Genomic DNA, 24,903 nt, shown 5'->3' with positions numbered 1-24,903 from the left:
CGACTTCAGGGAGAGTAACCAGCGTTCATGTCGAAGAGAAAAGAAGACCGTCAGCAACAGATCCTGCGCGAACTGGCTGAGACCCCGACCCTGCGGATTGGGGATATGGCGCGCACCCACGGTGTCTCTACCGAAACCATCCGTCGCGATCTCGACGAACTGACCCGCCGGGGCGTACTGAACCGAACTTACGGCGGTGCGGTGCGGGCCATGAACAGTGAACCGACGGTCACGGAGCGCCACCAGCTGTTTACCGAAGAGCGCGAGCGCATCGCCCGGGACGCCGTCCATTGTATGCGCGAGGGCAAAATATTTATGATCGGCTCCGGCGCCACCACGGTACATGTTGCCCGCCGGATGGCCAGCGAGCTGCGGGATATCACGGTCATCACCCACGCCTTCGGCGTCGCAACGGTGCTGTCGATGAATCCAACCATCCGGGTGATCGTCGCTCCCGGGGAGTACTGCGCTACCGAAGGGGCAATGACCGGTGCGCAGACGCTTCAGTTCCTCAGCCAGTTCACGGCGGACTATACGTTACTGGGGGCCAGCGGTATCGCCGCCGATGGGCCAAGCGAGGCGTTAATCGACAGTGGAACGGTTTACCGGGCGATGATCCAGCGCGCCGCGAAGAGCATTGTCGTCGCCGACCACTCGAAGTTCGACCTCACCTATCCCTACCACTACGCGGGCTGGTCGGGCATCAGCCGTTTAATTACTGACCAGCCCCTGCCCGACCATCTCGCTACTGTACTCGGCCGGGAAAAGGTGGTCGTGGCGCGTGGTCATGCCGCTCCTGAACAGCAGTGACCCGCGCCGGTACGTTTACCCTTTGGCGAAATTCGCCTGGATCCGCTGCTGCAGATAATCCTCGGCGCTGATGGGCGGGTACTTTCTCTGCGGCCCGAGGATCTCGACATCTTTATTGGCCTGGCAGAAAAACGCCAGGCTGTAGCGCGGCCCCTGATATTCGTGGGGCAGCGGGTTTCTCACCCGGTGGAAGTTAGACGGCAGCTGGTCGTCGCTCCAGCGCATCAGCATATCGCCGATATTGCAGGTGATCACCTCCTCCCGCGGTTCAATGCTGGTCCACTGCTGGCTTTCGCGGTCTTTACCGGGACAAACCTGCAGGCCACCCTGGCCGGGGCGCTGGAACAGCAGCGTCAGGCAGTCAAAATCGGTGTGCGCGCCGGCCCGCCACATCCCCTGCTGCGACTGCTCGGTCGCATAGTAATGCAGCATGCGCAAGGTGCTCTGGTAGGTGTCTCGCTGCGGATCGTGCGCGGTGGTGAAAAACGATTCCGGAAAACCGAGCTTCAAAGCAAAGCAGGAGAGGATCTTCATCCCCAGTTGCCAGCACTGCGATTCAAACCCGAGCATCGTCTGCTGGAATGTTGGCAACTCCCGGTCGCTGGGCCAGCGCCCGGCCATCAACGGCCGGGTTATCTGATACGACTCTTTTTGATCCGGCGTGCGGGTCGACGGCCGAACCTGCGCCTTGCTCTCCCAGCCGGCGTTGCCGGCCAGCGGATACTGGCGCTTCACCTCGTCGGGCAGGTCGAAAAACGCCTCGGTCATGCTGAACGCCTGGCGGATATCCGCCAGCGGAATACCGTGGTGGCTGACCTGGAAGAAGCCGATCTCCACCGCCGCCTCCCACAGTTGTTCGGCAATGTCATTTTTTCTTTCGGCAAAGTTCGACAGGTCGATACAGCGCACTTCGCGGGCGAAGGTCTCTTCGCCCTGGGCGCCCATCAGCGCCTCTTTTTCCAGTTCCTGTAAGGCGTAGCGTTGATTCTGGGTGGTTGCGTTCATCGTCATTATCCTGTTATCAGTTAAACAGCGGCGCGCTGCTGGAGGGTACGGACGGCCGCCAGCGCGTCGTGGCGCATTGCGTCAAGGTCGAGACCGGGAATGGCGTCGTCTTCCACGATGGGGCGGCCATTGAGCAGCAGCGCCTTCAGCGCGGCGCGCCCACCGCAGGCCACCGGCCCAATGGCCATATCATGCAGGCCGAAGTAGCGCGGATCGTCCAGCCGGTAAATAGCGAGGTCCGCCTGCATCCCAACCTGCAGGGTGCCGGTCTGCGCTAAGCCAAGGATCTGCGCCCCGCCGGCGCTGCCCCAGCGCACCACATCCTCCACCGTGGCCGCATCGGCCCCCCCCTCGAAGGTGCCCCCGGCGTAGCGCGGCTGCGCCAGCATCCCCTTGCGCGCGCGCTGTAGCAGCCATGCGGCATGGGCTTCGCTTTGCATATCCGCCGCTTCATTGGAGGCAGCGCCGTCCACCCCCAGCGAGACCGGGACCCCGGCCTGCTCCAGCGCCAGCAGATCGGCGATGCCGCTGCCCAGCCGGCCGTTGCTTTGCGGGCAGTGGGCGATGCCGGTTCCGGTGCGGCCCAGCAGGGCAATCTCCTCCGGCAGCAGCTTCACCAGATGGGCAAACCACACGTCATTTCCCAGCCAGTCGTGTTCCGCGCAGAACTGCACCGGCGTCATGGCGAATTTCTGCCGCGCGGCGTCGAGATAATCGACGGTTTCCGATAAATGGCTGTGCAACCGGATCCCCAGCTGGCGGGCCAGCTTCGCCATCTCCCGCAGCTGGGCGCCCGGCGCGGAGTGCAAGACGGTAGTGGGCGCCATCACCACCCGGCGCAGAGAATCGGGCCGGGGGTCGTGATAGCGGCTGACCAGCCGTTCGATATCCGCCATATAGCCGTCGAAGGTTTCCGGACGCAGCGCCACCGGCAGATCCTGTTCCACCGCCCGACCCTGGGTCGCCCCACCCCGGCACAGAACGATGCGCATCCCCAGCGCTTCCCCTTCGCTGAAGACAATCTCCGAGGTATCGAAAGGCATATCCGGCCAGTAAAGGTAGTTGTGATCCGCCACGCTGGCGCAGCCCGAGCGCAGAAGCTCCACCAGGCCGATGCGCACCGCCAGACGAAAGGTATGTTCATCGAAAGCCGCGCGAAAGCGGTACGGCGTAGCGCTCAGCCAGGCCGTCAGGCTCTGGTTCAGCCCCTGCGGCTCGCCCTTCAGCAGCGACTGAAAAAGATGGTGGTGCGTGTTCACCCATGCCGGATAGATCACGCAGTCGCGGGCATCGATCTGTCGCTCTTCCGGCAGCGGCGTCAGGCTGCCGATGGCGGCAATCTTGCCGTCGCGGATGCGAATATCCGGCCCGGCCAGCCGCGCCGCCTCTCCGGGCAGACCGCTGAGGATGGCATGGGCATTTTTAATCATTAATGACATGGCGTCGCTCCTCAGGGTTTAACCTGCATGGCCTGAACAAATTCGGTGGTGTAGGCCTGTTTCCAGTCGGTGGCCGCCGCCAGCAGACCGGCGCTGACCATAAAGTCGCGGGTCTTCTGCCAGCGCGCGTCGGTCATCGTCCCCCAGCCCTGGCTGGCGGCATCCCCGCCGTCGATCAGATGATGCTCACGGATCTGGGTCACGCCCCAGGCGAGCAGATCGTCGGTCATTTTCGGGTTGTCCTGCTTAATCAACGCATTTCCCGGCGCCGGATTGTTGAGGTAACTCACCCAACCCTCCATTGAGGCGCGCACAAATTTCGCCATCGCCGCTTTCCGCTCGGCGATGGTATCCGGGCGGGCGATAAGGATGCCGCCGTAGGGGGGATAGCCGTGTTCGGAAAAGAGGAAGAAGTTCGCCTTCACCCCGGCCTTCTGCACCTGGAACACCTCGGAGCTGACATAGGCCTGCTGGGCGACGGCGTCATCGACGACAAAGGGTTGAATATTGAAGGTATAGGGGCGAACCTGAGCGTCGCTCAGCTGATATTGCGCCTTCAGCCACGGCCACCACGTCGCCTGACCGGAGCTGGAGACCAGAAGCGTTTTGTCTTTCAGCCCCTGCAGGGAGGTGACATCGGCATGGGTCAGCAGCCCCTGGGGATCGTACTGAAAGGGCGCGGCAATGGCTTTCGCCTGGAAGCCGCGCTGAATGCCTTCCAGCAGCTGCAGGTCGTAGCCGATGATCACATCGGCCCGCTTCGACAACAGCAACTGCATGCCGTTGACCTGGGGGCCACCGGAGCGGATCTCGACGTCGAGACCATATTTTTTGTACAGCCCAGTGGCCTGAGCCTGATAATAACCCCCCTGCTCCGCCTGAGCGTACCAGGAGGTCAGCAGAACGATTTTCTCCTCGGCCTGAACGGCCAGCGAGACACCGCCGAGAGCCATCAGGCCCAGCCAGCGAAAGCCCCGGGGAAGGCGTGCACGACTTTTCATTATCCCTCTCCTCTTCATGCCGGGAGAGGGGCGAGCAAACCACGGCTCAGCCTCCCATCCCGGTCAACATTGAACCGCGACATGGTGACTGAGCAATGTCCCGTATGGATAACCCGTACTGACCGCTTCTACTCACACTCAGCTATACAAAAACAATGCCAGATTTGATCGGCCGCGAGAAATCGCCTGCGCCGCCGCCCGCGGACATGCAACCTTTGATTCATGCACACAAAAAACGCACCATTATGGTGCGCTAATGAATGATTTTAGTGCCTGCCCGGTCTCTCACAGCTGACTGAAGAGCATCTCCAGCTGGTTCAACATCATCGAGGCGGCGAGGGAAAGCTGGCGGGCGGGCGAGACGCACAGCGCCAGCGTGAAAGGCTTAAGCTGCGGATCGGTTAGCGGTACAAACGCCAGCTGGCCGGACTCGATCTCATCGAGAATATCCAGCCGGCACAGGATGCCGATGCCCATCTGCTCTTTGATCAGGGTGCGGATCATGTGAATGTTATTCGACACCGCCACCTCCTTCACCTCGTTGCCGCTGATATTCACCAGCGCCTCCACCGGCTCGCTGATCATCAACGGGGCGGACGGCAGGATAAACGGGTAGTCGATGCACTGACTAAAGCGCACGGCGCTGCGGCTGGCCAGCGGATGGCCGGTCGGCACCACGATACCCATATTCATCTCGGCAAACGCCCGCACCTGCAGTTCGCGGGAGGTCTGGGGATTGAGCATGATGCCGAAATCCGCCTCGCCGGAGATCAGCGCCTGCTGAATGTGGATATTGTTGATGGTGGTCAATGTAAAAGAGATGTTGGGATAATGTTTATGCACCTCTTTGAGCATCGTCGAAAAAAAATGCCGGTTAATGGCATCGATGGTAGCGATGCGCACATGCCCCCGCCGCAACCCGCGCAGGTCATCCAGCTGTTCGCAGACCCGGGTAAAGTCCTTTTTCCAGTTATTGGCCGCGTGCAGAAGCAGCTCCCCGGCGGCGGTCAGCCGCAGCCCGGTGGGATGGCGCTCGAAGAGCGGCATCGCCAGCTCCTGTTCCACGCGCAAAATCTGACGGTCGATGGAAGACGCCGACACATGCAACGCCTCTGACGCTTTACGAAACGATCCCTGACGGGCCACTTCGGTGAAATAGAGCAGAAATCGGGAGAAGGCAAACATGGTTTGGGTGCTCTCTTTTTTGCAACGGGTTGTGCGAATCAAAGCTCTGGACGCAACAGTTTTATCACAATACCGTAGCATTCATAGCGGAGAAACGATCGTTTCACCCATTTTCTTGCACGCCGGACAGTTTACCGCGAAGGGGGAGTTATCTCTTCGCCGACCCTGGCCGCCCTGCAGACAGCGGAATGAGGGAGAGTAAACGGTAATGCACAGCCACGATCTTATTTCGGTCTCGGTCGGGGAAATACGCCCCAATGGAGAGGGAAATCTATCATTAATATTGCAGGCGGCGGCTGGGGAAATATTACCGGGCTACTCCGCCGGGGCGCATATCGATATTATTATTCCCGGCGTTGGCCCCCGGCAGTATTCCCTGTGCGGCACGCCTGACCGCAGTAATACTTATGAAATTTGCGTCAGACTGACGGACGCGTCCACCGGCGGCTCACGCTATATTCACCAACAGCTCAAAGCCGGCGATCGGCTCGCCATTTCGCCTCCGCGCAACCATTTTCCCCTGCCGGAGGCCGGGCGCTACCTGCTGTTTGCCGCCGGTATCGGCATCACGCCGTTGCTGGCGATGGCTGAAGCAATTGCCGCCAGAAAGGGGGCGCTGGAGCTGCATTATTATGTCGCCAGCTCGCGCCAGACGGCCTTCTCCCCGCGCCTGACCCAGCTGGCTGCGGGCGGCACGGTGGCGATCCACTGTAGCGAGGAAGGCGCGTCGTTTCGCCAGCGGATCCCCGCCTGCTTAACCACACCCGATCCTGATACCGCAGTGGTCGCCTGCGGCCCGGAGGGTTTTATTCAGCGACTGCAGTCGGTCATGGAGGAATATCGCTGGTCGCCGTCGCAATTCGTCTTCGAGCGTTTTACTCCCGCGGCGGAAAATAATACTGCGGCGAAAAATGCGTTTTATATTGAACTGGCCTCCAGCGGGCAGCGCCTGCAGGTCGCCGCGGATCAAACCATTGCTCAGGTATTACAGCACGCCGGCGTGGAGGTGATGCTCTCCTGCGAACAGGGAATGTGCGGGTCGTGTATTACCGGGGTCCTCGACGGGATCCCCGAACACCGGGACAGCGTGCTGACGGCGGAAGAGAAAGCTGGCAACGACCAGATCACGCTCTGCTGTTCGCGGGCGAAATCGCCGGTTCTGGTTTTGGATCTGTGAGGAGACTGACGATGACGTTCCCCTCCTCTTCCGCGCCGCTCGCCGGTATCAGCCGCGCCCGACTCCCGGCCTGGGCGCTGCCCGACAGCTGGCCGACGCGGGCCAACGGTGAACCGCTGCTGGCGGACCTGGCCTTTCGCGACGGCCGGATTGCCGCATTGACCCCGACCGACGAGCCGACTCCCGGCCTGTGGGACCTGGCGGGGGCCCTGACGCTCCCCGGCCTGGTGGAACCTCATGCCCATCTGGACAAGACCTTTACCATTGAACGCTGCCGTCCGGCGCAGGCCGGGCTGCTGGCGGCGATCCACGCCATGCACGAGGATCGCCAGCACTGGACCAGGGCGGATATTCAACGTCGGGCGTCCGCCGCGCTGGCCCGGGCGGCAGCAAATGGTGTGACCCATTTGCGTAGCCATATCGACTGGTTTACCGCCGACGCACCCGACGCCTGGCAGGAGCTCGCTCGCATCGACACCGTCGGCATCACCCTGGAGCGGGTGGCGCTGGTCCCGCTGACCCTGTTTCGCGATCCGGCGGACGCCGGGGCCATCGCCCGGACGGTCGCCAACAGCGGGGAGCGCTGCCTGCTGGGCGGCTTCATCCACTCCTCCAACTGGGACGCCGCCGCCATGGCAAACCTGCTGGATAGCGCGGCCCGCTGGGATCTGGATCTGGATTTGCATATTGATGAGGAGCTCAGCGAAGTGTCTCAGGGGCTGACCTGGCTGGCGGACCATCTCTCCCGCCACCCTTTTCCCGGGTATATCTGCTGCAGCCACGGCTGCGCGCTGGCCGCCGGCAGCGACGAACAGGCGGCGCCGATCCTGCGCCAGCTGGCGGCGCACGGCGTCACCCTTATCGCTCTGCCGATGACCAACCTGCTGCTGCAGGATGCGACGTTCGGTCGCACGCCGCGCCAGCGGGGGATCACCCTGCTGCACGAGGCGCAGGCCGCCGGCGTGGCCACCCTGCTCGGCTGCGACAACGTACAGGATGCCTTCTGCCCGGCGGGGAGCTACGACCCGCTGGACACCCTGGCCTGCGGCCTGTTCAGCGCTCAGCTCAGCGACCTGTTCGACCGGCAGTCGCGGCTGATCTGCGATCGCGCGGCGCTAACCGGTTCGCCGGCAGACGCGGCGCCCTTTGCCATCGGCGCGGCGGCCAGCGTGGTGATTTTCCCGGGTAGCGACCGTTTTACCTGGCCTTTAAACAGCGCCGCCCGTCTGGTGGTTAACCACGGCAGGTTAACCCACCGGCGCGTGTGGCAAGAGGAGATGGCACATGAGTCTTGAAGCAGGCGCGGGGGTGCCGCTGGCGCGGTATGCCGCCTGGCGCAGAGCCGGCGATTTTATCTTTCTCTCCGGCATTATTCCGGTCAATCCCCTGACCGGCACCATCGTCAACGGCTTTCAGGATGTGCCTGAGCCGGTGCGGGAGCTGCTGGGGGCGACCGGCGAATTTTCAACCGATGCGAAACAGGGCCCGATCCTCGCCCAGAGCTGGTACGTCCTGGAAAGCATCCGCCACACCGTGGCGTCCGCAGGAGGGCAGATGAGCGACGTTATCAAGTTGGTGCAGTACTTTCGCAACCTTGACCATTTTCCCTATTACAGCCGGGTCAGAAAGCTGTTTTATCCCGACCAGCCGCCCGTTTCCACCGTGGTCCAGGTCAGCGAAATGCTGCCCGACGCCACGGTATTGATTGAAGTTGAAGCGACCGTCTGGTTACCCCAGCCAATTCACTCCGAGGCACCGCGATGATTAACGGTTACATTCCTGCAGCGCGCTTTCTCCCTTTCCTGAGCTGGACGGACGTGGCCGCCCTGCCGGATAAAAGCAATACGGTTATCGTCCTCCCCACCGGGGCGATCGAACAGCACGGCCCGCATCTGCCCTGCTCGGTGGACAGCGTGATATCTTCCGGCGTGGCGGGCCATGCCCTCGCCCGGCTGCCGGCGGCGATCCCGGCCTACGCCATCCCGCCGATCGTCTACGGTAAGTCCGAGGAGCATCTGCATTTTCCCGGCACCCTGACCCTCAGCGGCGATACGCTGCTGCATACCCTGCTGGAGATCGCCGAATCCCTCTATCGGGCCGGTTTTCGCAAGCTGCTGATGATCAACGGCCACGGCGGCCAGCCGCAGATCCTGCAAATCGCCTGCCGGGAAATGCGCCTGCGCCACGGGGATTTCATCGCCATCCCGCACGATGTGTTCAACGTACCCAACTGCGAAAAACAGTTTCTCAGCCCGCATGAACAGCGGATGGCGATGCACGCCGGACATAGCGAAACGGCGCTGATGCTGGCGCTGGCCCCGGAGTGCGTTCATATGGAGCGGGCGGTCGCCAACTTCCCGCCGGAATTCCCCTGCCCGACCCTGTCGAAAGGCCGCCCGGCGGCGGCGTGGGCGTCCTATGACTTTGGCCCCAGCGGGGTGATTGGCGACCCGACCCCGGCGACGCGGGAGCAAGGCGAAGGGCTTCTCGACTCCCTCGCCGCCAGCTGGGCGCAAGCGATCATCGAGATCCACCGCATGGCCTGGGTCGAACGTCACGAACCGACCTGGGGCAAACAGCACTGGCACGGCTTTGTGCAGTCCCTACCCCCCTCTTTCGCTGCTGAATCCAAGGAGCCATGATGAATACCAGACCGACGCTCGTTTTTACCCTGCTGACCGTGGCCGCCCTCGCGACCTCAGCCTCCTGCTTCGCGGCGGAGAAGTTTACGTTTCTCACCAACTGGTATGCCCAGGCCGAGCACGGCGGGTTTTACCAGGCCCAGGCCACCGGGCTGTATCAGCACGCCGGTCTCGATGTCGAGATTAAAATGGGCGGCCCGCAGATCAACGTCATGCAGTTGATGGCTGCCGGTCAGGCCGATTGTACCCTTGGCGACAACGGTCAGGCGCTGGAGACCTGGCAGGCCGGGGTGCATGCGGTGACCGTCGCTACCGTGTTCCAGCACTCGCCGACGGTGTTTATCACTCATAACAAAGTGGAGAACCCGGCGGAGCTTAAAGACAAAACCTTCCTGCTCGCTACCGAGGCCTATACCTCTTTCTGGCCGTGGGCGAAGAGCGAGCTGGGTCTGGCTGGCAGCAAAGTGCGCCCCTATACCTTTAACGTTCAGCCGTTCCTCGCCGATAAAAACCTGGTGCAGCAGGGCTACGTGACCTCCGAGCCGTTCTCCGTCGCCAAAGGCGGGCAGCCGTTCTATGTCTATCCGCTCAGCGACTGGGGATATCCGCCCTACGGCAACTCGATTATCTGTATGGCCGACACCATCCGCAAACGTCCGGCGGCGGTGGCGGCCTTCGTCAAAGCCTCCATGGAGGGCTGGAAAAGCTACCTGCAGGATCCCGCCCCCGGCAACAGCCTGATCGGTAAAGCAAATCCGCAAATGAGCGCCGAGCAGATCGCCTTTGGTATTGCCCAGATGAAGCAGTACCAGCTGGTGACCGGCGGCGATGCTAAGACCGGCGGCATCGGCATCATCACCGAGCCGCGGCTGAAGAAAACCTGGGACATGCTGGTGAAAAACAAGCTGATCGACGCCAGCAAGGTGCCGTTTGAGCAGACTTACACCCTGGAGATGGTCAAAGACGCCGGAGTGATGCCATGAATACCGCCCCGAAACTGACCGTGATGAGCGACACCCGCTTTACGCCCGCCTCTGCCACCCCGGCCATCGAGGTGCTGTCGGCGGAGAAAATCTACAGCAACGGCACCCGGGCGCTGCTGCCCGTCAACCTGACCATCAATCAGGGGGAGTTTATTACCCTGCTCGGCCCGTCCGGCTGCGGGAAGAGTACTCTGCTGAAGATGGTCGCCGGCCTGGTGGAGCCCAGCGACGGCAAGCTGATGCTGTGGCGGCGCGACAGCCGGGAGAAAGCCCAGCATCCGCTGTCGTTCGTCTTCCAGGAAGCCACCCTGATGCCGTGGAGCAGCGTGCGCAATAACGTCAGGCTGCCGCTGGATCTGGCCGGCGTGCCGCGCGCGGAAGGTAATACCCGGGTGAGTGAAGTCCTTGAACTGGTGGGGCTGGGCAAATTCGCCGACGTCCTGCCGCGCGAACTCTCCGGCGGCATGCAAATGCGCGTCTCCATCGCCCGCGGCCTGGTCACCCGGCCAAAGCTGCTGCTGATGGATGAGCCCTTCGGCGCGCTCGATGAAATCACGCGTAATAAACTCGACAGCGACCTGCTGCGTCTCTGGCAGGAGCAGAACCTGACGGTGGTGTTTGTCACCCACTCGATCCACGAAGCGGTGTTTCTCTCACAGCGGGTGATCATGATGGCGGCCCGTCCCGGACGGGTGGTCGAAGATATCGCCATCCGGGAGCCGTTCCCGCGCAGCGAGGCGTTCCGCGTCAGTCCGGCCTTTTCCCTGTATGCCCGTCAGCTGCAGGACAGTCTGTTGCAGGCCAGCCAGTCCGGTATGGAGTCATAATATGAAAAACACAACCTCAACGCCGTGGGTCCAGCATCCGCGTTTTCTCAAAATTCTCTATCCGACCCTCGTCGCGGTGGCGGTGGTGCTCCTGTGGCAGGGCGCGGTGAGCTATTTTCGCATCCCGGCCTTTCTGGTGCCGTCGCCGCTGGTGATGCTGGAAAGCCTGTGGACGCATCTCACGCCGCTGCTGCTGGCGCTGCTGTTCACCCTCAAGATCACCCTGATCTCGTTTCTGCTGTCGATTGTCATTGGCGCCGCGGTGGCGTTTATCCTGGTGCAGAACCGCTTTGTGGAAACCGCCCTGTTTCCGTATATCGTGTTTTTGCAGGTGACGCCGATTGTCGCCATCGCTCCGCTGATCATCATCTGGGTGAAGGATGCCACGCTCTCGCTGGTGGTGTGCGCCACCCTTATGGCGGTGTTTCCCATCATCTCCAATACCACTCAGGGACTGCGCAGCGTCTCCCCCGGCCTGCTGAGCTATTTTCGCCTCAATCACGCCAGCCGCTGGCAAACGCTGGTGCGGCTGCGTATCCCCTCGGCGCTGCCCTATTTCTTCGGCGCGCTGCGTATTTCCAGTGGGCTGTCGCTGATTGGCGCGGTGGTGGCGGAGTTTGTCGCCGGGACCGGCGGGACCAATACCGGTCTGGCCTATCAGATCCTGCAGGCTGGCTACCAGCTGGATATCCCGCTGATGTTTGCCGCGCTGCTGCTGATCTCTCTCGCCGGGATCGCGCTGTTTGGCGTGATGTCCTGGGTTTCGCGCCGGGCGCTCAGCGCCTGGCATGAAAGCGAAGCCGTGCAATCTCATTAATATTTTGCTGACGAACAGGAAGAAAAATGATGACTGATGAGCAGCGTCAACACGCGGTCGCGGCGATCCAGCAGACACTCCCGACGCTGGAGTGGACCTTACAGCCGGCGAAGATCAAACGGCTTTCCCGCGATTTTCACTGGTTCAGTCCGGTACTCACTGAGCAACTGGCGGGGAAACAGGCGGACGCGGTGGTTCGCCCACGCGACGAAGAGGAGCTGCGCCAGCTGGTCGCCGCCTGCGTGCAGCACCAGCTGCCGCTGACCCTGCGCGGCAGCGCCACCGGCAACTATGGCCAACTGGTCCCCCTCGAAGGCGGGCTGCTGGTCGATATGACCGGACTCAACCAGATCGTCGCCCTCGGCAACGGCACGGTGCGCGCCCAGGCCGGCATTCGTCTGGCAGACATCGAAACCGCCGCCCGCCCAACGGGCTGGGAGCTGCGCTGCATGCCGTCGACCTACCGCCTGGCGAGCCTGGGCGGCCTCTACGGCGGCGGGTTCGGCGGCATCGGCTCCATCAACTATGGGCCGCTGGCGGCGCCCGGCAATGTGCTCAGCGTCAAAGTGATGACCGTCGAGCCGGTCCCCCGCGTGCTGACCGTCCCGGCTCCCGAAGCGCTGCTGCTGCATCACGCCTACGGCACCAACGGCATTATCCTGGAGGTTGAGCTGGCGCTGGCGCCCGTGCACCAGTGGATTGAACGCCTGGACGTGTTTGACGATTTCGCTGATGCGCTGAACTATGCCAACGCCTGCGTCCGCTCGCCGGGGCTGGTAAAACGTCAGGTCGCGCTGCTGGCCACGCCGATCGCCGACTACTTTAGCCACCTCAACGATCGTTATCGCACCGGGCAGCATGCGGTTATCAGCCTGATCGCCGAGGAGAGCGAAGGACTCTGCGCCAGCCTGTTACAGCGCCATCGCGGGAGCAACGCCATCCGTCAGGCCAGCGACGAGGCCCGGACGCAAAACGCCTCGTTAATGGAATACTGCTGGAACCATACCACCCTGCATGCGCTCAAGGTGGACAATACGCTGACTTATCTCCAGACGGCGTTTGATCCGCTGCGCTATCCGCAGCAAATTTTACAGATGGAGCAGCACTTCGCCGGGGAGGTGATTTCCCATATTGAATTCCTGCGCGATATCGAAGGCAACCTCACCGCCAGCGGTCTGCAGCTGGTGCGCTATACCACGCCCGCGCGGCTCAACACCATCATGCAGATATTTCGCGACAACGACGTCAAGATTAACAACCCCCACGTGCTGCAGGTTGAGGACGGCAAACAGGGCGTGATTCGCCCCGACGTCGTGGCGGTGAAACAGTCTCTCGACCCGGCGGGATTGCTTAACCCCGGCAAGCTGCGCGGCTGGGCGCTGCGCGACCAGCTGGAACTGGACAGCAACCCGCTGGCGCGAGCCACCCGCGAAAGCCCCACGACCTGAGCGTCCCATTCCGGGGCGCGCTAACCGGTCGCTGGCCCGCTTCTCTTCCTCCTGCCCGCGCGGCGAGTTTTTTTACGCCACTCATTCATATGAATGAGTGGCGTCTCTGTTTCCTCCGTTATACTCATCAAAAAAGCGACGATAAATTTATTATCACGGGTTAATTCCGCGGTTCAGTTTTCGTGTCGAATTAAATAGTTATTCCGAACACGCTCTGGCGGATTATTTATTACGCGCTGTCATTTTATTACAACTTGCCGATTACCGGCCTGAACGACAAAAATGCCCGTAAAATGAGTCGACATAAATTTGCCCCTATGAATTAAGCACATGATAAAAACGTCGTAAATTATTTTTATTCAACACAGCAATAGTGAGGATAATATGAGCGATGCCATTTCTTCGCAACTTGAAAACATCATTACGATGCTGATCGCCATCAGTATCGCCTCGGAAAGACTGGTAGAGATAATCAAAGGGTATTTTCCCTGGCTTAATCTGGAAAATCAGGATCCGGTCATCGAAGGACGACGCAAATCAGCCCTACAGATATTAGCGGTGGTTGCCGGTATTCTGACGGCGTTTTTGACCCAACCTTTCGTCGCCGGCAGTTTCTCGGCCATTAAACATCCGGACCTGATGACATTATGTATTGGCCTGATGGCAAGCGGCGGATCGGCGTTCTGGAACGTCATTCTTAATTATCTGTTGCAAGTGAAAAACCTGAAAAAGCAACAAGTCAGCAGCGTGAAAGCGGATCCAGTAGCCGATCCTGCCCCCCCTTCTCCGGTTTATCATGACGTGGTTCCTGGCGCAGAGCCGGTCAGCTCAAACCCCTGTTTCAATCCGGAGGGTAAATAACATGGTATGGCGTGTCGCAAAGAGTCTGCTGATACTCAGAGATCAGATTAATCAATATGCTCCGCATCGCAACAAGGACAGCGATGGCACCATTGGTGATGAACATCATGCCCACACCAACTCGGATCATAATCCGCAGGTGATAGATGGAAATATTGGTGTGGTAACGGCTATCGATATTACCCACGATCCTCTACATAAATGTGATGCTCAGGCGATTGTCGATGCGTTGGTCGCCAGCAAAGACAAACGAATTAAATATATTATCTGGAACAAACGGATCATTAGCGCTTCTGTCCAGCCTTGGTTATGGCGGGATTACCATGGGCCCAGCCCGCACGATAAACATTTCCACTTATCCGTGGTGCCGGTGAAAGCGCTGTACGATTACACCTTACCGTGGCTGTTATTTAATCCACATAAAGAATGATCCAGTTTTTTTCCGATTACCGTGAGGCGAATATGACTCAACAAATCGACATTGAGAAAATAAAAGCGGCACTCAACGCCATTGAAGAACTCGAACAGATTGCCCGTTCAACGCAGCCGGCCGATATTAAAAATTTTTGTGTGGAATATAACAAAACATGGAAAAAGAAAGTGGATACCCTGCTGGCACTGATTATTGATGAACCCATCAGTTCGCTGTTAGTTAAACTGGTGCCTTACTTACCCACACTGCTGGTGATTATTAACATGCTAAAGGCGGGCGTTGAGCAATATTGTCAACTGCATCTCGCGGAGGAGCCTCCCGTAGATAAATAATTGCCACCCATCCGGCCAGGGCCTGCTCAGGCACTGGCCTCTCTCCCCAATCCCCCATCTGTCCACGTTTCTCTCAGCCCAACGCCGACCTTATCCTGCGCCGGACAGTCCCGCCATATGGACGATAAGCCCCACCGCGGCGGCGGCGGCCAGTACCCAGGTCAGCTTCCACTTATAACGAAACAGCAGCCCGGCGGCGCCCAGGGCAATGGCCGCAGACCACGGGTCGAAACCGGATGGTCCCCAGACGCTATGCCAGATAAAAAACAGCGCCAGATTCAGGATAACGCCCACCACCGCGGCAGTGATGGCGGTCAACGGCGCGGTAAATCCCACCTTATTATGGGTCGTTTCAATAAACGGCCCACCGGCGAGAATAAAGATGAACGAGGGCAAAAAGGTAAACCATGTCACCAGGCACGCCGCCGCGATGCCCCCCAGCAGCACATCATCGACGCCCAACACCGCTTTGGTGTAGCCGCCGACAAATCCGACAAAGGTTACCACCATGATCAACGGTCCGGGGGTCGATTCCCCAAGAGCGAGGCCGTCCATCATCTGCCCTGCCGTCAGCCAGCCATAGTGGGTCACCGCCCCCTGGTAAACATAAGGTAAGACGGCATATGCCCCGCCAAAGGTCATCAGCGCGGCTTTGGTAAAGAACCAGCTCATCTGGCTCAGCGGATGCGCCCAGCCCAGCATTAGCGTCAGAGCGGCCATCGGCACCAGCCACAGCAGCATCCCGGCGATCAGCACCCGTGAGGTGCGCCGCCAGCTGAAAATGGCATGGGCCGGGATCGGCGTCGTGTCATCAATGATGGCGGCTCCGCCAGGGTGACTCTGCGCACGGTGGGCGTCCGCTTTGCCGAATGTCGTCGGCGCCAGCCGTCCGCCGATAAAACCCACCAGTGCCGCGGCGAGGACGATCAGCGGAAAAGGAACGTTCAGCGCAAAAATAGCGACAAAGGCAGCGGCGGCGATAGCCCAGTAGGCACCATTTTTCAGCGCCCGCGAGCCGATGCGGTGCGCCGCCTGCAATACTATCGCCGCTACGGCGGGTTTGATGCCATAAAAGATCCCCGCCACCACGGCGACATCCCCCCAGACGAGGTAGATCCACGCCAGGGCGATAAGTAACACCAGCGAGGGCAAAATAAACAGCACCCCGGCGATGACGCCTCCCCAGGTTTTATGCATCAGCCAGCCGATGTAAGTCGCCAGCTGCTGGGCCTCCGGGCCGGGCAGGACCATACAAAAATTGAGCGCATGCAGGAATCGCCCTTCCGATATCCAGCGTCGGTTATCCACCAGCTCCTGGTGCATCATGGCGATCTGCCCGGCAGGCCCGCCGAAGCTGATGAAGCCAAGCTTGAGCCAAAAGCGAAATGCCTGCCAGAAGGAGACGGAAGCGACGACGGAAGGACTGTCACTCTGCGGAAGAACGACCGTTTTGCTCATGATTGCCAGACCTCATTTCACAGGACCTCAGTAAGCCGTCGAACAGCGAGCAAGCTGCCGCCAGCAGTTGGTCATCGTCCGTAATGGTTTCCCGCAGCCCTGCAAGAATGCTTTCTACCCCCGCCGCCTCCGGGGTCGGTACCCCACCGACGTCCAGGAAGTGGATCAACCGTCCCAGACTGTCGGGGATCACCGCGTCCAGCACAAAACGCCGGACCAGTACTTCGAAGGTCACCAGCGTGCCGACATGGCTGAATGGCGCGCCGTCAAAATCAAAACCGACCGCCGTCGCCGGACAGGTCTCGGGCGCGGCCAGCCACAGGAACCGCGCCTCGTCGTCAATAAAGCGCCGGATAAGCCAGGCGCTGGCCAGACGATCGACCCACGGGCGTCGGCGGGTGGCCCACAGCCGGCCGCGAAAGGCGCCTCTGTCCAGCAGGCTCAGTTCGCCCGCCACCGACTGCGGCTCGTTCGGCGATAGCCGCTGATTAATGACCTGTTCGATAGTGGCCAGTCGCTCAGCGGCTTGCTCCCGGGCGGCCCCCGGAAAGAAATCAATGGCCTCGATCCGCCGGTAGTCACGCTGAATTTTACGCAGTTGTTTGAGCTGAGCCGCCAGTTCGTCGTTGCATAACGTCCCCTGCAGCGCCTGCAGATCCTGCAACAGCGCGTCGTACTGTTCACGACGATCGAATAGCGGCCTGAGCGCCTCTTCTTCCGCCGCCTCAATCGTGAAAACATACCCGGTCCCCCCTTCCGCGCGGATCGCCTGGCAGGTGCTGAGGAAAGTGTCATAGCCCTGGCGCACGTCGGGCAGCAGATAGACCCCATCGCGCAGGACCGCCGCCCCGCTCTGCTTCAGGGTTCGCCAGACACGCATGCGCAGCGTGGCTTGAGACGTCGTCAGGTTAAGGATCAAGAGATGCATTGTCATGTTGTAGAGATTACTACAGCATGTAGCGTATGTGACGTTTTTACGCGCAAGGAGTCAGATGAATTTCAGCAATGCATAGCTGAAAAAAGCAAAAGACGGCCTGCGCAGCGGCAGGCCAGGCGCTAAGCGCGGGGTGGGGATAAGGGGCGCAGCAGCAGGGTCAACAACGCCACCGCAACCGGGACCAGGGAGCCCCACAGCACGGCGTTCCAGCCGAAGGCGTTGAGCAGAACCCCGGACGAAAACGACCCCACGATCATCACGCCGAAGACCAGAAAATCGTTGAGCGACTGAACCTGGGTCTTCTCTTCCGGGCGGTGGAAATCGATGATTTTCGCCGAGGCGCCGGTGAAGCCAAAGTTCCAGCCGATGCCGAGCAAAATCAGCGACAGCCAGTAATGATACACGCCGAGACCGCTCAGGCCGACCGCCACCGACGCGGCGGTGATCAGCAATCCCGCCGCCGCCATTCGCACTGCGCCGAAGCGCTGGATCAGCCGGCCGGTGAAAAATCCCGGGCCGTACATCGCCATCACATGCCACTGGATCCCAAGGTTGGCGGCCTGCTGGGAAAGACCGTGCATATGCATGGAGAGCGGCGCGGCGGTCATCAGAAAATTCATCACCATATAGGCCACCGCGCCGCTGAATACCGTGGTGGCAAAACCCGGCTGGCGGACAATCTCGCGCAGCGGCCGCCCTCCGCGCACGCTGGCCGCGGTGGGCTCCGCCGGCGTCACCCCTCTCAACAAAAAGGCGGCCAGCACTGCAACCAGCGCCTGAGCGAGGAAGGTGACGGCGAAGGTATGTGCCGGCCAGAGGTGCATGGTGCCGGTGACCAGCATCGGGCCAATGATCCCGGCGGCCACACCGCCGCCCATCACCAGCGACAGCGCACGGGCGCGACGCGCCGGGGCGACGCCGTCGGTGGCGGCAAAACGAAAACTGAGCGCCACGGCGGCATAGGCGCCGCCAAGCATCGCGGCGAGACAAAACAGCAGAAAAGAATTCAGCACTACCGCCAGCGCGGCCGCCAGTCCGGTCACCATCCCGGCGCCGGTGCCGAGCCTGAACGCCGCTTTGCGGCCCCGCGTTCGCGCCAGCGCGCCGAAAGGCAGAATGGAGGCCGCCATCCCCAGCACAAACAGGGTGATCGGCAGCGTGGCCAGCGACGGGCTGGGGGCAATCGCGTTACCCACTATCGCGCCGGTAGCGTAGAAGACCACCGAGTTGGCGCCGGCCAGCGCCTGAGCGGCAGCCAGGCGAAAGATGTTTTTGTTCTGCACCGCCAGCGGCAGCATGTGTTCTGTAGACATCCGTTGTTTTCACCGGTTTGAGAGTGGCGCCAGGCTGGCCGTCTGGCATCGCGCCCTGTTTGTTGGGTTCCCTGACCGTTACCTTAGCCGCAAAATACGCTTTTGCACCATAGCGAATCGCAATATTACCCGGCGATCTGGCCCCTCTTCTGCGTCAGATCGCCGGGCCGGGCTTCGCCGCCCGTTTTATTCCGGGGATCCGTCGCGTCGCGCGGCGGCAAATTTCGCCGCGATCATTGCGGCCGTCGGCTGGACGCCGCCCAGACTCCACTGCTCCGGGTCATGTTCGTCAATGCGGATCCAGACGGACTGACGGAACTGCGGATCGCCCTGCCCCTCAATCTCCACCAGCAGATCGGTCATCCGTCGCAGCAGCTCACTTTTCTGTTCCGCGGTCATGATCCCTTTAATGGTTTGCACGTTAACAAATGGCACGCTATTCTCCTTAGCATCTAGGTCTAAAATTCAAACTCAGAGTAGAAGGTCAATCTCGCGATGTCAAAAAATAAATCACTGCCCTACCTTGACCCGGCGCTGTGCGGCCTGGCGGAAGGGGCGAAAATCCTCGGCGACCGCTGGGTGCTGTTGATCCTCCGCGAGGCGTTTTACGGCGTGACGCGCTTTGAAACGTTGCTGTCGCACACCCATATTACCCGCCAGACGCTCACCACCCGGTTAAAAACCATGACCGAAACGGGATTGCTCAACAAAGTGCCCTACCGGGAAGCCGGCTCCCGCGAACGGTATGAATATGTTCTGACCGATAAAAGCCGTAGCCTGGCGCTGGTGCTGTTCGCCCTGATGGAATGGGGCCACCAGCACGTGCTGCACAGTGCGCCGCATATTGCATTGGTGGACAGCGCCAGCGGCGAGGCTGTCCATCCGGGGTTTATTACTGCCAGCGGCACCGTGGCGAGCCCCGCCGCCCTGCAGATCGTCAAGGCAGACGAACGCTAATAGCGCCGCTACAGAACTTTCGTACGCCTCTGGCGAAAGCCGCCGCAAGCGGGTATGTTGCATAGCCACGGTACCCGACGAGCACGGGACATTTTTGTTTCATCGAACGGTGCGATAAAGGATGAAGGTATCCGGCAACCCCGACCCGGCCATTCCGACGCGCAGATCGCGCATGCTAAAGGTAGAAAATGTCGCTTCGTTCTCTGCGGGCTTTATCTCTGACCAGCTTTTTTATTGCCGATGTGCGCGACGGCCTCGGCCCGTTTCTGGGGATCTTTCTCACCCAGCGTCACTGGCAGGCGGAGGACATTGGCCTGCTGATGTCCGTCGGCGGTATCGCCGGCCTGCTGGCGACCCTGCCCGCCGGCTTCATCACCGACAGCTCGCGGCATAAGCGCTTGCTGCTGGCCGGGGTCTGCCTGGTGATCACCCTCACCACCCTGCTGCTCTGGTTTAGTCAGAAGACCAGCGTGGTCGCCCTCTCGCAAGTCGCCAGCGGCATCTGCGCGGCCTTTGTCGGACCGCTGATCGCCGGGATTACCCTCGGTCTTGCCAGACAGCGCGGCTTTAGCGCCCAGATGGGGAAAAACGAAGCCTTCAACCACGCGGGAAATTTCTTCACCGCGCTAATGGCCGGGGCTATCGCCTGGTACTGGGGCATCGGCGGCATTTTCATTCTGATGGCCTGTACCACGCTGCTTACCCTGGTCGCCCTGTTGGCGATCCGCGGCGGCGATATCGACGATGACGCCGCCCGCGGCATCGAAGCGGCATCCACGCCCTCCCTGCCGGGGTTTGCCATCCTGTTCCGCCATACGCCGCTGCTGATCGCCGGCGTAACCCTGATGCTGTTCCATCTCGCCAATGCCGCACTGTTGCCGATGCTGAGCATGCGGATCGCCGCCGCGCCGGGACACCTCAATCCCGGACTGTTTGCCGCCGCCACGGTGATTATTTCGCAGGTGGTGATGATCCCGGTGGCCATCCGGGTCGCCGGCAGCATCGACAAATACGGTTACTGGCGATGCATCCTGCTGGCGCTGCTGATCATGCCCATCCGGGCGGCGCTGGCGGCGTCCAGCGACGCCCCGGCGATGATGGTCCCGGTGCAAATTCTTGATGGCCTGGCGGCAGGGATTTTGGGGGTGGCGGTGCCCAGCTTTATCGTCTCGCTGCTGCGCGGCAGCGGGCACGTTAACGCTGGACAGAGCGTGGCGATGCTGATGCAGGGCGCCGGGGCGGCAATGAGTCCGGCGTTAACCGGGTCTATCGCCGGGCACTACTCCTATGCCACCGCCTTCGGCGTGCTGAGCGTTATCGCGATTGTCGCCCTGATGGTATGGTGGCGCAGCGCTCCGCTGCTCACCGTCTCCGCGTCACCGCCAATCGGCGAGAGCGGGCAGTAACCTACGGCACAGCGACCTGGGGAGAGAGGAAATCGCCAGCCGGGTAGCAGCCCCCTGCAGCCCGGCTGGCGTATGAGAGGCGTTAATTCACCCGTGCTTGCAACGTAATGTGCTGCAGGGCGTTCGCCATATCTATCTGAATCAACTCCTTGACACCTTCGCGCTTAATAAACTGGCTCCGGTGCTTACTTTTCACCTCTTCAATACTTTTTTTGATCTCTTGCGCCGGCAATTTATACCAGCCGCGAGCCTGTTTCTCACCACCCATTTCCAGCCACAGCGATGAATAACTGGCTTTCACCAGATCGCTTTTCACGTGGTAATCGGAATCGATCGCGTAGACCGTGGTGATGCTGAAATAACGCAGGAAACCATACAGCACGCTCATGATGATATTTTTCGGCCGCGCGCCATGCAGCTCTTTAGTCAGCACCTTCACTTCGTCATTGGTGATATCTTTCCCGCCCTGGATGCCGCCAATATAGGCGCGGCCATCGTCGGTACAGGAAAAACAGACGCTATAGACGCGCCGGTCGCCGAGAAACAGCTGCAGCATCAGCTCGCCCTCCTCCTGAAACGGCGACGCCAACAGTTTAACGTCAAGATTATCGCCATTTTTCAAAGGAATAGAGAACATCGCGCGACCAAAATCCGCCACATTGTACAGCTGCGGCAGGACATCAGGGTGAAACGTTTTCTCAATAAAATTCAGTGAACCGTGGGCAATATCCAGCTTGCGTCGTTTTGACAGCCGTTTATTGAGATACGCTTTAAACGGTTTATCCTCAAAAGGCACCAGCCCTTTGGTCACGGCGGTCAACCGCGCACACTGATATTTTGCACAAAGTTCTTGATATTCTCTGTATTTACCTCCTGCGAGCGAGAGCTCTCTGCATTTTCGTAAAACTTTTTTATAGTTTATTTTGACCTGACCGATCACTTTATTATGTTTACGCCATTCTTTGATGGCGCCTGCAACAGTATGTTCCATTGATTAAGATCCATAGATTCATCCATAATCGCGGCCATATTAACATAAAAGCTTTTCGTCAACGCTTAATTACTCCTTCGTTGTCCTTTCATTTAATATATACACAGGAAATCATTCTGTATGGTGATTAATAAAGCCAACTCCCGCCTGTCAACGGTTATTTATGGTAGGGAAAGCCTGCCGCCCCGCGACTTAACGCTCTGTGCGTTCGGCGCGGAGAGCGGCTACATCCGCTGGCGGTTTTGCCCTATACTTGACGCTGATTAAAAACCAGCGACGATAGGTAACTTATGGAAATTGATCTCGACAACCTGGTCTTCAGCGGCCTGGATGAAGCGGAAGAACGCAACGCGGAGCGTCTGGAAGAAGCGGACAAAAAAGCGCAGGCGATCGTTGCCGATGACGATTGCGGCGACGCCTGCAAAATCTGATAGTCAAACCGGCCAGCAGGCCGGTTTTTTTTGCCCCTCCCGCCTGCTCAGGTAGGCAAGAACCCTTTCAGCGTATCCAGCAGCGCCTGCGCCGCCTTCGACAGCGGCATATGCCCGGCATGGATCGCGCCGACGCACTTCTCAATCGGCGGATCGCTGAGCGGGATGCAGACGGCCCCCAGGGACGTCATCTGCGTTTTACACAGCGCCGGTACCGCGCTGCCCCCCAGGCCGCTGGCCACCATTCTCCCCACCGTCACCAGCTGGTGACTCTCCAGCGCTACGTCCAGCTGGCGACCGCTGCGCGCCAGCGCCTCCTCCAGCATCAGGCGTACCGCCGAGGGACGCTGCAGGGTAATAAAATCGAGGGTCAACAGCTCCTGCCAGGTGAGCTGCTTTTTCTTCGCCAGCGGGGATTGCCGGGGAACGATCGCCACGAAGCGGTCCACCGCCAGCGGGGTAAACAGCAGGTTGTGGGTGGGCGATGGCTCGAAGGCAATACCCATCTCCACTCGCCCCTCGCGCACCATCTCGATCACCTGCTCATTAATCACGTCATGCACCGTGACGTTCACGCCGGCATAGCGGTCGCGAAAGGCCTTCAGCGCCTCCGGCAGGACGTTGGCCGCAAACGACGGCATCGCGGCCACCGAAATTTTACCCCGTTGCAGGGTAAAGCTCTGACGCATGGCCTCCTCGACGTTATCCCAGTCGGCCAGCAGCTGACGGGCCATCGGCAGAAAGAGTTCCCCCTCCTGGGTAAGGGTCACTTTGCGGGTGCTGCGCTGCAGCAGCGCGCCGCCCAGCGCCTCCTCTAACCCTTTGATGGTCAAACTGAGGGCTGGCTGCGACAAATTGAGCCTTTCGCTGGCGTGGGCGAAATTCAGAGTGTGAGCTACCGCTAAAAACGCGCGTAACTGTTTGACACTCATTCTCATTTTTCTTCCTGTTAACTAATTGAAAAAAATTAGTTAACAGGAAATTAATTAAAATTCCAAATGAGTGGGTCACAAATTCAAAATTATCAAATCAGTCTCCAGCGCCAATGATAAGGCTATCGCAAGGCAGGAGAGACAAGATGGCAGGACTGGATAAACGCGTCGCCAGCTATGAAGCGGCGCTGGAAGGGTTAACGGACGGCATGACGCTGCTCGCCGGCGGTTTCGGCCTGTGCGGCATTCCCGAGAATTTGATCGCCGAGGTGCAGCGTCGCCAGGTGCAGGGGCTGACGGTGGTCTCCAATAACTGCGGCGTCGACGGCTTCGGTCTCGGTATGCTGCTGGCGTCGCGCCAGATCAGCAAGGTGGTGGCCTCTTACGTCGGGGAGAACGCGCTGTTTGAACAGCTGGTGCTGAGCGGCGAGCTGGCGGTTGAGCTCACTCCTCAGGGAACGCTGGCCGAAAAAATTCGCGCCGGCGGCGCCGGGATCCCCGGTTTTTACACCGCCACCGGCTATGGCACCCCGGTCGCCGAAGGCAAAGAGGTGCGCCAGTTCGCCGGCAGGCACTACATCCTTGAAGAGGCGATCCGCGGCGATTTCGCGCTGGTCAAAGGCTGGAAAGCCGACTGGTACGGCAATGTGGTTTATCGCCATACCGCGCAGAATTTCAACCCGCTGATGGCCACCGCCGGACGCATTACGGTGGTGGAGGTGGAAGAGATTGTACCGCCGGGCGAACTGCCGCCCTCCGCCATCCACACCCCGGGGATCTATGTCGACCGGCTGATCGTCGGGCAATTTGAAAAACGTATTGAGCAGCGCACCCTGCGCGCCGGAGGGAAGTGAGATGCTGACCCGTGAACAAATGGCGATGCGCGTCGCCCAGGAGCTGCGCGACGGCGACTACGTCAACCTCGGGATCGGTATCCCGACGCTGGTGGCCAATTACATTCCCGCCGGTATTGAGGTGATGCTCCAGTCGGAGAACGGCCTGCTGGGGATGGGCGAATTTCCAGACGAAGCCACGATCGACGCCGACATGATTAACGCCGGCAAGCAGACCGTCACCGCGCAAACCGGGGCGGCCATCTTCGACTCCGCTCAGTCGTTCGCCATGATCCGCGGCGGCCACGTTGACCTGACCGTTCTTGGCGCCTTTGAGGTCGACGTCGCGGGCAACATCGCCTCATGGATGATCCCTGGAAAAATGGTCAAGGGGATGGGCGGCGCCATGGACCTGGTAGCCGGCGCGCAGAACATCATCGTGGTGATGACCCACGCCTCAAAAAACGGCGAATCCAAACTGCTGCCGCAGTGCACCCTGCCGCTCACTGGCGTGGGCTGTATTCGCCGGGTGCTCACCGATCTGGCCCTGCTGGACATTGTCGACGGCGCGTTTGTCCTGCGCGAAGTGGCCCCGGGAGTGAGCCCCGACGAGGTGATGCGTAAAACGGCGGGACGACTGATCGTGGCCGACGATGTGCGCGAAATGCGCTTCAGCTAAGGAGAG

At 60.4% G+C, this 24,903-nt stretch carries 27 protein-coding genes; 17 read left to right on the top strand and 10 right to left on the bottom strand.

What is annotated here, in order from left to right; translation table 11 throughout:
• Positions 1–27 precede the first annotated feature (27 nt).
• A complete protein-coding gene (locus AC3EMD_RS11200) occupies positions 28–810 on the top strand; it encodes a DeoR/GlpR family DNA-binding transcription regulator (RefSeq protein ID WP_004898673.1) in 783 nt (260 codons plus the stop codon).
• Positions 811–825: 15 nt separating this feature from the next.
• Here AC3EMD_RS11200 and AC3EMD_RS11195 read toward each other — a convergent pair whose 3' ends face one another.
• From AC3EMD_RS11195 to AC3EMD_RS11180, 4 genes are all read right to left on the bottom strand, one after another.
• Positions 826–1,815, bottom strand: a complete 990-nt coding sequence (locus AC3EMD_RS11195; RefSeq protein ID WP_087498287.1) for an isopenicillin N synthase family dioxygenase — start codon at positions 1,813–1,815, stop codon at positions 826–828.
• 20 nt (positions 1,816–1,835) lie between these two features.
• A complete protein-coding gene (locus AC3EMD_RS11190) occupies positions 1,836–3,254 on the bottom strand; it encodes an amidohydrolase family protein (RefSeq protein WP_008804574.1) in 1,419 nt (472 codons plus the stop codon).
• An 11-nt stretch (positions 3,255–3,265) separates the two neighbouring features.
• Complete coding sequence (locus AC3EMD_RS11185; protein WP_008804573.1) at positions 3,266–4,255, bottom strand: ABC transporter substrate-binding protein; 990 nt, start codon at positions 4,253–4,255, stop codon at positions 3,266–3,268.
• Positions 4,256–4,540: 285 nt separating this feature from the next.
• Positions 4,541–5,440 (bottom strand): LysR family transcriptional regulator, encoded by a 900-nt coding sequence (locus tag AC3EMD_RS11180; RefSeq protein ID WP_004202952.1) that lies wholly within the window; start codon positions 5,438–5,440, stop codon positions 4,541–4,543.
• Positions 5,441–5,648: 208 nt separating this feature from the next.
• On the opposite strand from AC3EMD_RS11180, the gene AC3EMD_RS11175 reads away from it, so the two are divergent.
• The 11 genes from AC3EMD_RS11175 to AC3EMD_RS11125 all read left to right on the top strand — a co-directional run bounded on the left by AC3EMD_RS11175 (position 5,649) and on the right by AC3EMD_RS11125 (position 14,960).
• Complete coding sequence (locus AC3EMD_RS11175) at positions 5,649–6,617, top strand: PDR/VanB family oxidoreductase (RefSeq protein WP_117108428.1); 969 nt, start codon at positions 5,649–5,651, stop codon at positions 6,615–6,617.
• Between the two features lie 11 nt (positions 6,618–6,628).
• Positions 6,629–7,912, top strand: a complete 1,284-nt coding sequence (locus AC3EMD_RS11170) for an amidohydrolase family protein (protein ID WP_302074091.1) — start codon at positions 6,629–6,631, stop codon at positions 7,910–7,912.
• Positions 7,902–8,381: a RidA family protein gene (locus AC3EMD_RS11165; RefSeq protein ID WP_166715788.1), complete on the top strand. Its 480-nt coding sequence runs from the start codon at positions 7,902–7,904 to the stop codon at positions 8,379–8,381. The genes AC3EMD_RS11170 and AC3EMD_RS11165 overlap by 11 nt, the downstream gene beginning before the upstream one ends.
• Positions 8,378–9,259: a creatininase family protein gene (locus tag AC3EMD_RS11160; RefSeq protein WP_016161231.1), complete on the top strand. Its 882-nt coding sequence runs from the start codon at positions 8,378–8,380 to the stop codon at positions 9,257–9,259. Before AC3EMD_RS11165 ends, AC3EMD_RS11160 begins: the two co-directional genes overlap by 4 nt.
• Entirely contained in the window at positions 9,259–10,242 is a 984-nt protein-coding gene (locus tag AC3EMD_RS11155; RefSeq protein ID WP_025714444.1) for an ABC transporter substrate-binding protein, read from the top strand. The genes AC3EMD_RS11160 and AC3EMD_RS11155 overlap by 1 nt, the downstream gene beginning before the upstream one ends.
• On the top strand, positions 10,239–11,069 hold the full coding sequence (locus AC3EMD_RS11150) for an ABC transporter ATP-binding protein (RefSeq protein WP_004175785.1): 831 nt from the start codon (positions 10,239–10,241) through the stop codon (positions 11,067–11,069). Before AC3EMD_RS11155 ends, AC3EMD_RS11150 begins: the two co-directional genes overlap by 4 nt.
• Position 11,070: 1 nt before the next feature.
• Complete coding sequence (locus tag AC3EMD_RS11145; protein WP_004175779.1) at positions 11,071–11,886, top strand: ABC transporter permease; 816 nt, start codon at positions 11,071–11,073, stop codon at positions 11,884–11,886.
• 26 nt (positions 11,887–11,912) lie between these two features.
• Positions 11,913–13,334, top strand: coding sequence for an FAD-binding oxidoreductase (locus tag AC3EMD_RS11140; RefSeq protein WP_038422675.1), 1,422 nt, complete (start codon positions 11,913–11,915; stop codon positions 13,332–13,334).
• A gap of 384 nt (positions 13,335–13,718) precedes the next feature.
• A complete protein-coding gene (locus tag AC3EMD_RS11135) occupies positions 13,719–14,195 on the top strand; it encodes a hypothetical protein (protein ID WP_008804564.1) in 477 nt (158 codons plus the stop codon).
• A gap of 1 nt (position 14,196) precedes the next feature.
• Positions 14,197–14,625 (top strand): hypothetical protein, encoded by a 429-nt coding sequence (locus AC3EMD_RS11130; protein WP_038422676.1) that lies wholly within the window; start codon positions 14,197–14,199, stop codon positions 14,623–14,625.
• A 32-nt stretch (positions 14,626–14,657) separates the two neighbouring features.
• Complete coding sequence (locus AC3EMD_RS11125; RefSeq protein ID WP_051975541.1) at positions 14,658–14,960, top strand: hypothetical protein; 303 nt, start codon at positions 14,658–14,660, stop codon at positions 14,958–14,960.
• 90 nt (positions 14,961–15,050) lie between these two features.
• Here the strand turns inward: AC3EMD_RS11125 and chrA are convergent, their stop codons facing one another.
• The 4 genes from chrA to AC3EMD_RS11105 all read right to left on the bottom strand — a co-directional run bounded on the left by chrA (position 15,051) and on the right by AC3EMD_RS11105 (position 19,103).
• Positions 15,051–16,418 carry a chromate efflux transporter gene (gene chrA / locus AC3EMD_RS11120; RefSeq protein ID WP_038422677.1) on the bottom strand — a complete coding sequence of 456 codons (1,368 nt, stop codon included), beginning with the start codon at positions 16,416–16,418 and terminating at the stop codon, positions 15,051–15,053.
• Complete coding sequence (locus tag AC3EMD_RS11115) at positions 16,387–17,346, bottom strand: chromate resistance protein ChrB domain-containing protein (protein ID WP_367187627.1); 960 nt, start codon at positions 17,344–17,346, stop codon at positions 16,387–16,389. Before AC3EMD_RS11115 ends, chrA begins: the two co-directional genes overlap by 32 nt.
• Before the next feature lie 128 nt (positions 17,347–17,474).
• On the bottom strand, positions 17,475–18,668 hold the full coding sequence (locus AC3EMD_RS11110) for an MFS transporter (RefSeq protein ID WP_224232615.1): 1,194 nt from the start codon (positions 18,666–18,668) through the stop codon (positions 17,475–17,477).
• Between the two features lie 186 nt (positions 18,669–18,854).
• Positions 18,855–19,103 carry a tautomerase family protein gene (locus AC3EMD_RS11105; protein ID WP_004175772.1) on the bottom strand — a complete coding sequence of 83 codons (249 nt, stop codon included), beginning with the start codon at positions 19,101–19,103 and terminating at the stop codon, positions 18,855–18,857.
• A gap of 60 nt (positions 19,104–19,163) precedes the next feature.
• On the opposite strand from AC3EMD_RS11105, the gene AC3EMD_RS11100 reads away from it, so the two are divergent.
• Together AC3EMD_RS11100 and AC3EMD_RS11095 are read left to right on the top strand one after the other, a co-directional pair.
• Positions 19,164–19,625 (top strand): winged helix-turn-helix transcriptional regulator, encoded by a 462-nt coding sequence (locus tag AC3EMD_RS11100; protein ID WP_004175770.1) that lies wholly within the window; start codon positions 19,164–19,166, stop codon positions 19,623–19,625.
• 188 nt (positions 19,626–19,813) lie between these two features.
• On the top strand, positions 19,814–21,031 hold the full coding sequence (locus tag AC3EMD_RS11095) for an MFS transporter (protein WP_302074087.1): 1,218 nt from the start codon (positions 19,814–19,816) through the stop codon (positions 21,029–21,031).
• 82 nt (positions 21,032–21,113) lie between these two features.
• On the opposite strand, the gene AC3EMD_RS11090 is transcribed toward AC3EMD_RS11095, so the two are convergent.
• Entirely contained in the window at positions 21,114–22,022 is a 909-nt protein-coding gene (locus AC3EMD_RS11090; RefSeq protein ID WP_039103735.1) for a DUF535 family protein, read from the bottom strand.
• Positions 22,023–22,312: 290 nt separating this feature from the next.
• Here AC3EMD_RS11090 and AC3EMD_RS11085 point away from each other — a divergent pair, with 290 nt between their 5' ends.
• Positions 22,313–22,453 carry a hypothetical protein gene (locus AC3EMD_RS11085; protein ID WP_002908189.1) on the top strand — a complete coding sequence of 47 codons (141 nt, stop codon included), beginning with the start codon at positions 22,313–22,315 and terminating at the stop codon, positions 22,451–22,453.
• Between the two features lie 47 nt (positions 22,454–22,500).
• Here the strand turns inward: AC3EMD_RS11085 and AC3EMD_RS11080 are convergent, their stop codons facing one another.
• Positions 22,501–23,391 (bottom strand): LysR family transcriptional regulator, encoded by an 891-nt coding sequence (locus tag AC3EMD_RS11080; RefSeq protein WP_012541468.1) that lies wholly within the window; start codon positions 23,389–23,391, stop codon positions 22,501–22,503.
• Between the two features lie 140 nt (positions 23,392–23,531).
• Between AC3EMD_RS11080 and AC3EMD_RS11075 the strand changes: the two genes are divergently transcribed.
• The gene (locus tag AC3EMD_RS11075) at positions 23,532–24,239 is read left to right on the top strand and encodes a CoA transferase subunit A (protein ID WP_022064991.1); all 708 of its coding nucleotides are present in this window, start codon (positions 23,532–23,534) and stop codon (positions 24,237–24,239) included.
• Between the two features lies 1 nt (position 24,240).
• Positions 24,241–24,897 carry a CoA transferase subunit B gene (locus tag AC3EMD_RS11070; RefSeq protein WP_012541466.1) on the top strand — a complete coding sequence of 219 codons (657 nt, stop codon included), beginning with the start codon at positions 24,241–24,243 and terminating at the stop codon, positions 24,895–24,897.
• The last annotated feature ends 6 nt before the right edge of the window (positions 24,898–24,903 follow it).

It is taken from the genome of Klebsiella sp. PK18, assembly GCF_057784655.1.
Note: the sequence above shows the minus strand (reverse complement) of the source record. Positions and strands in the feature narration are given on the sequence as shown.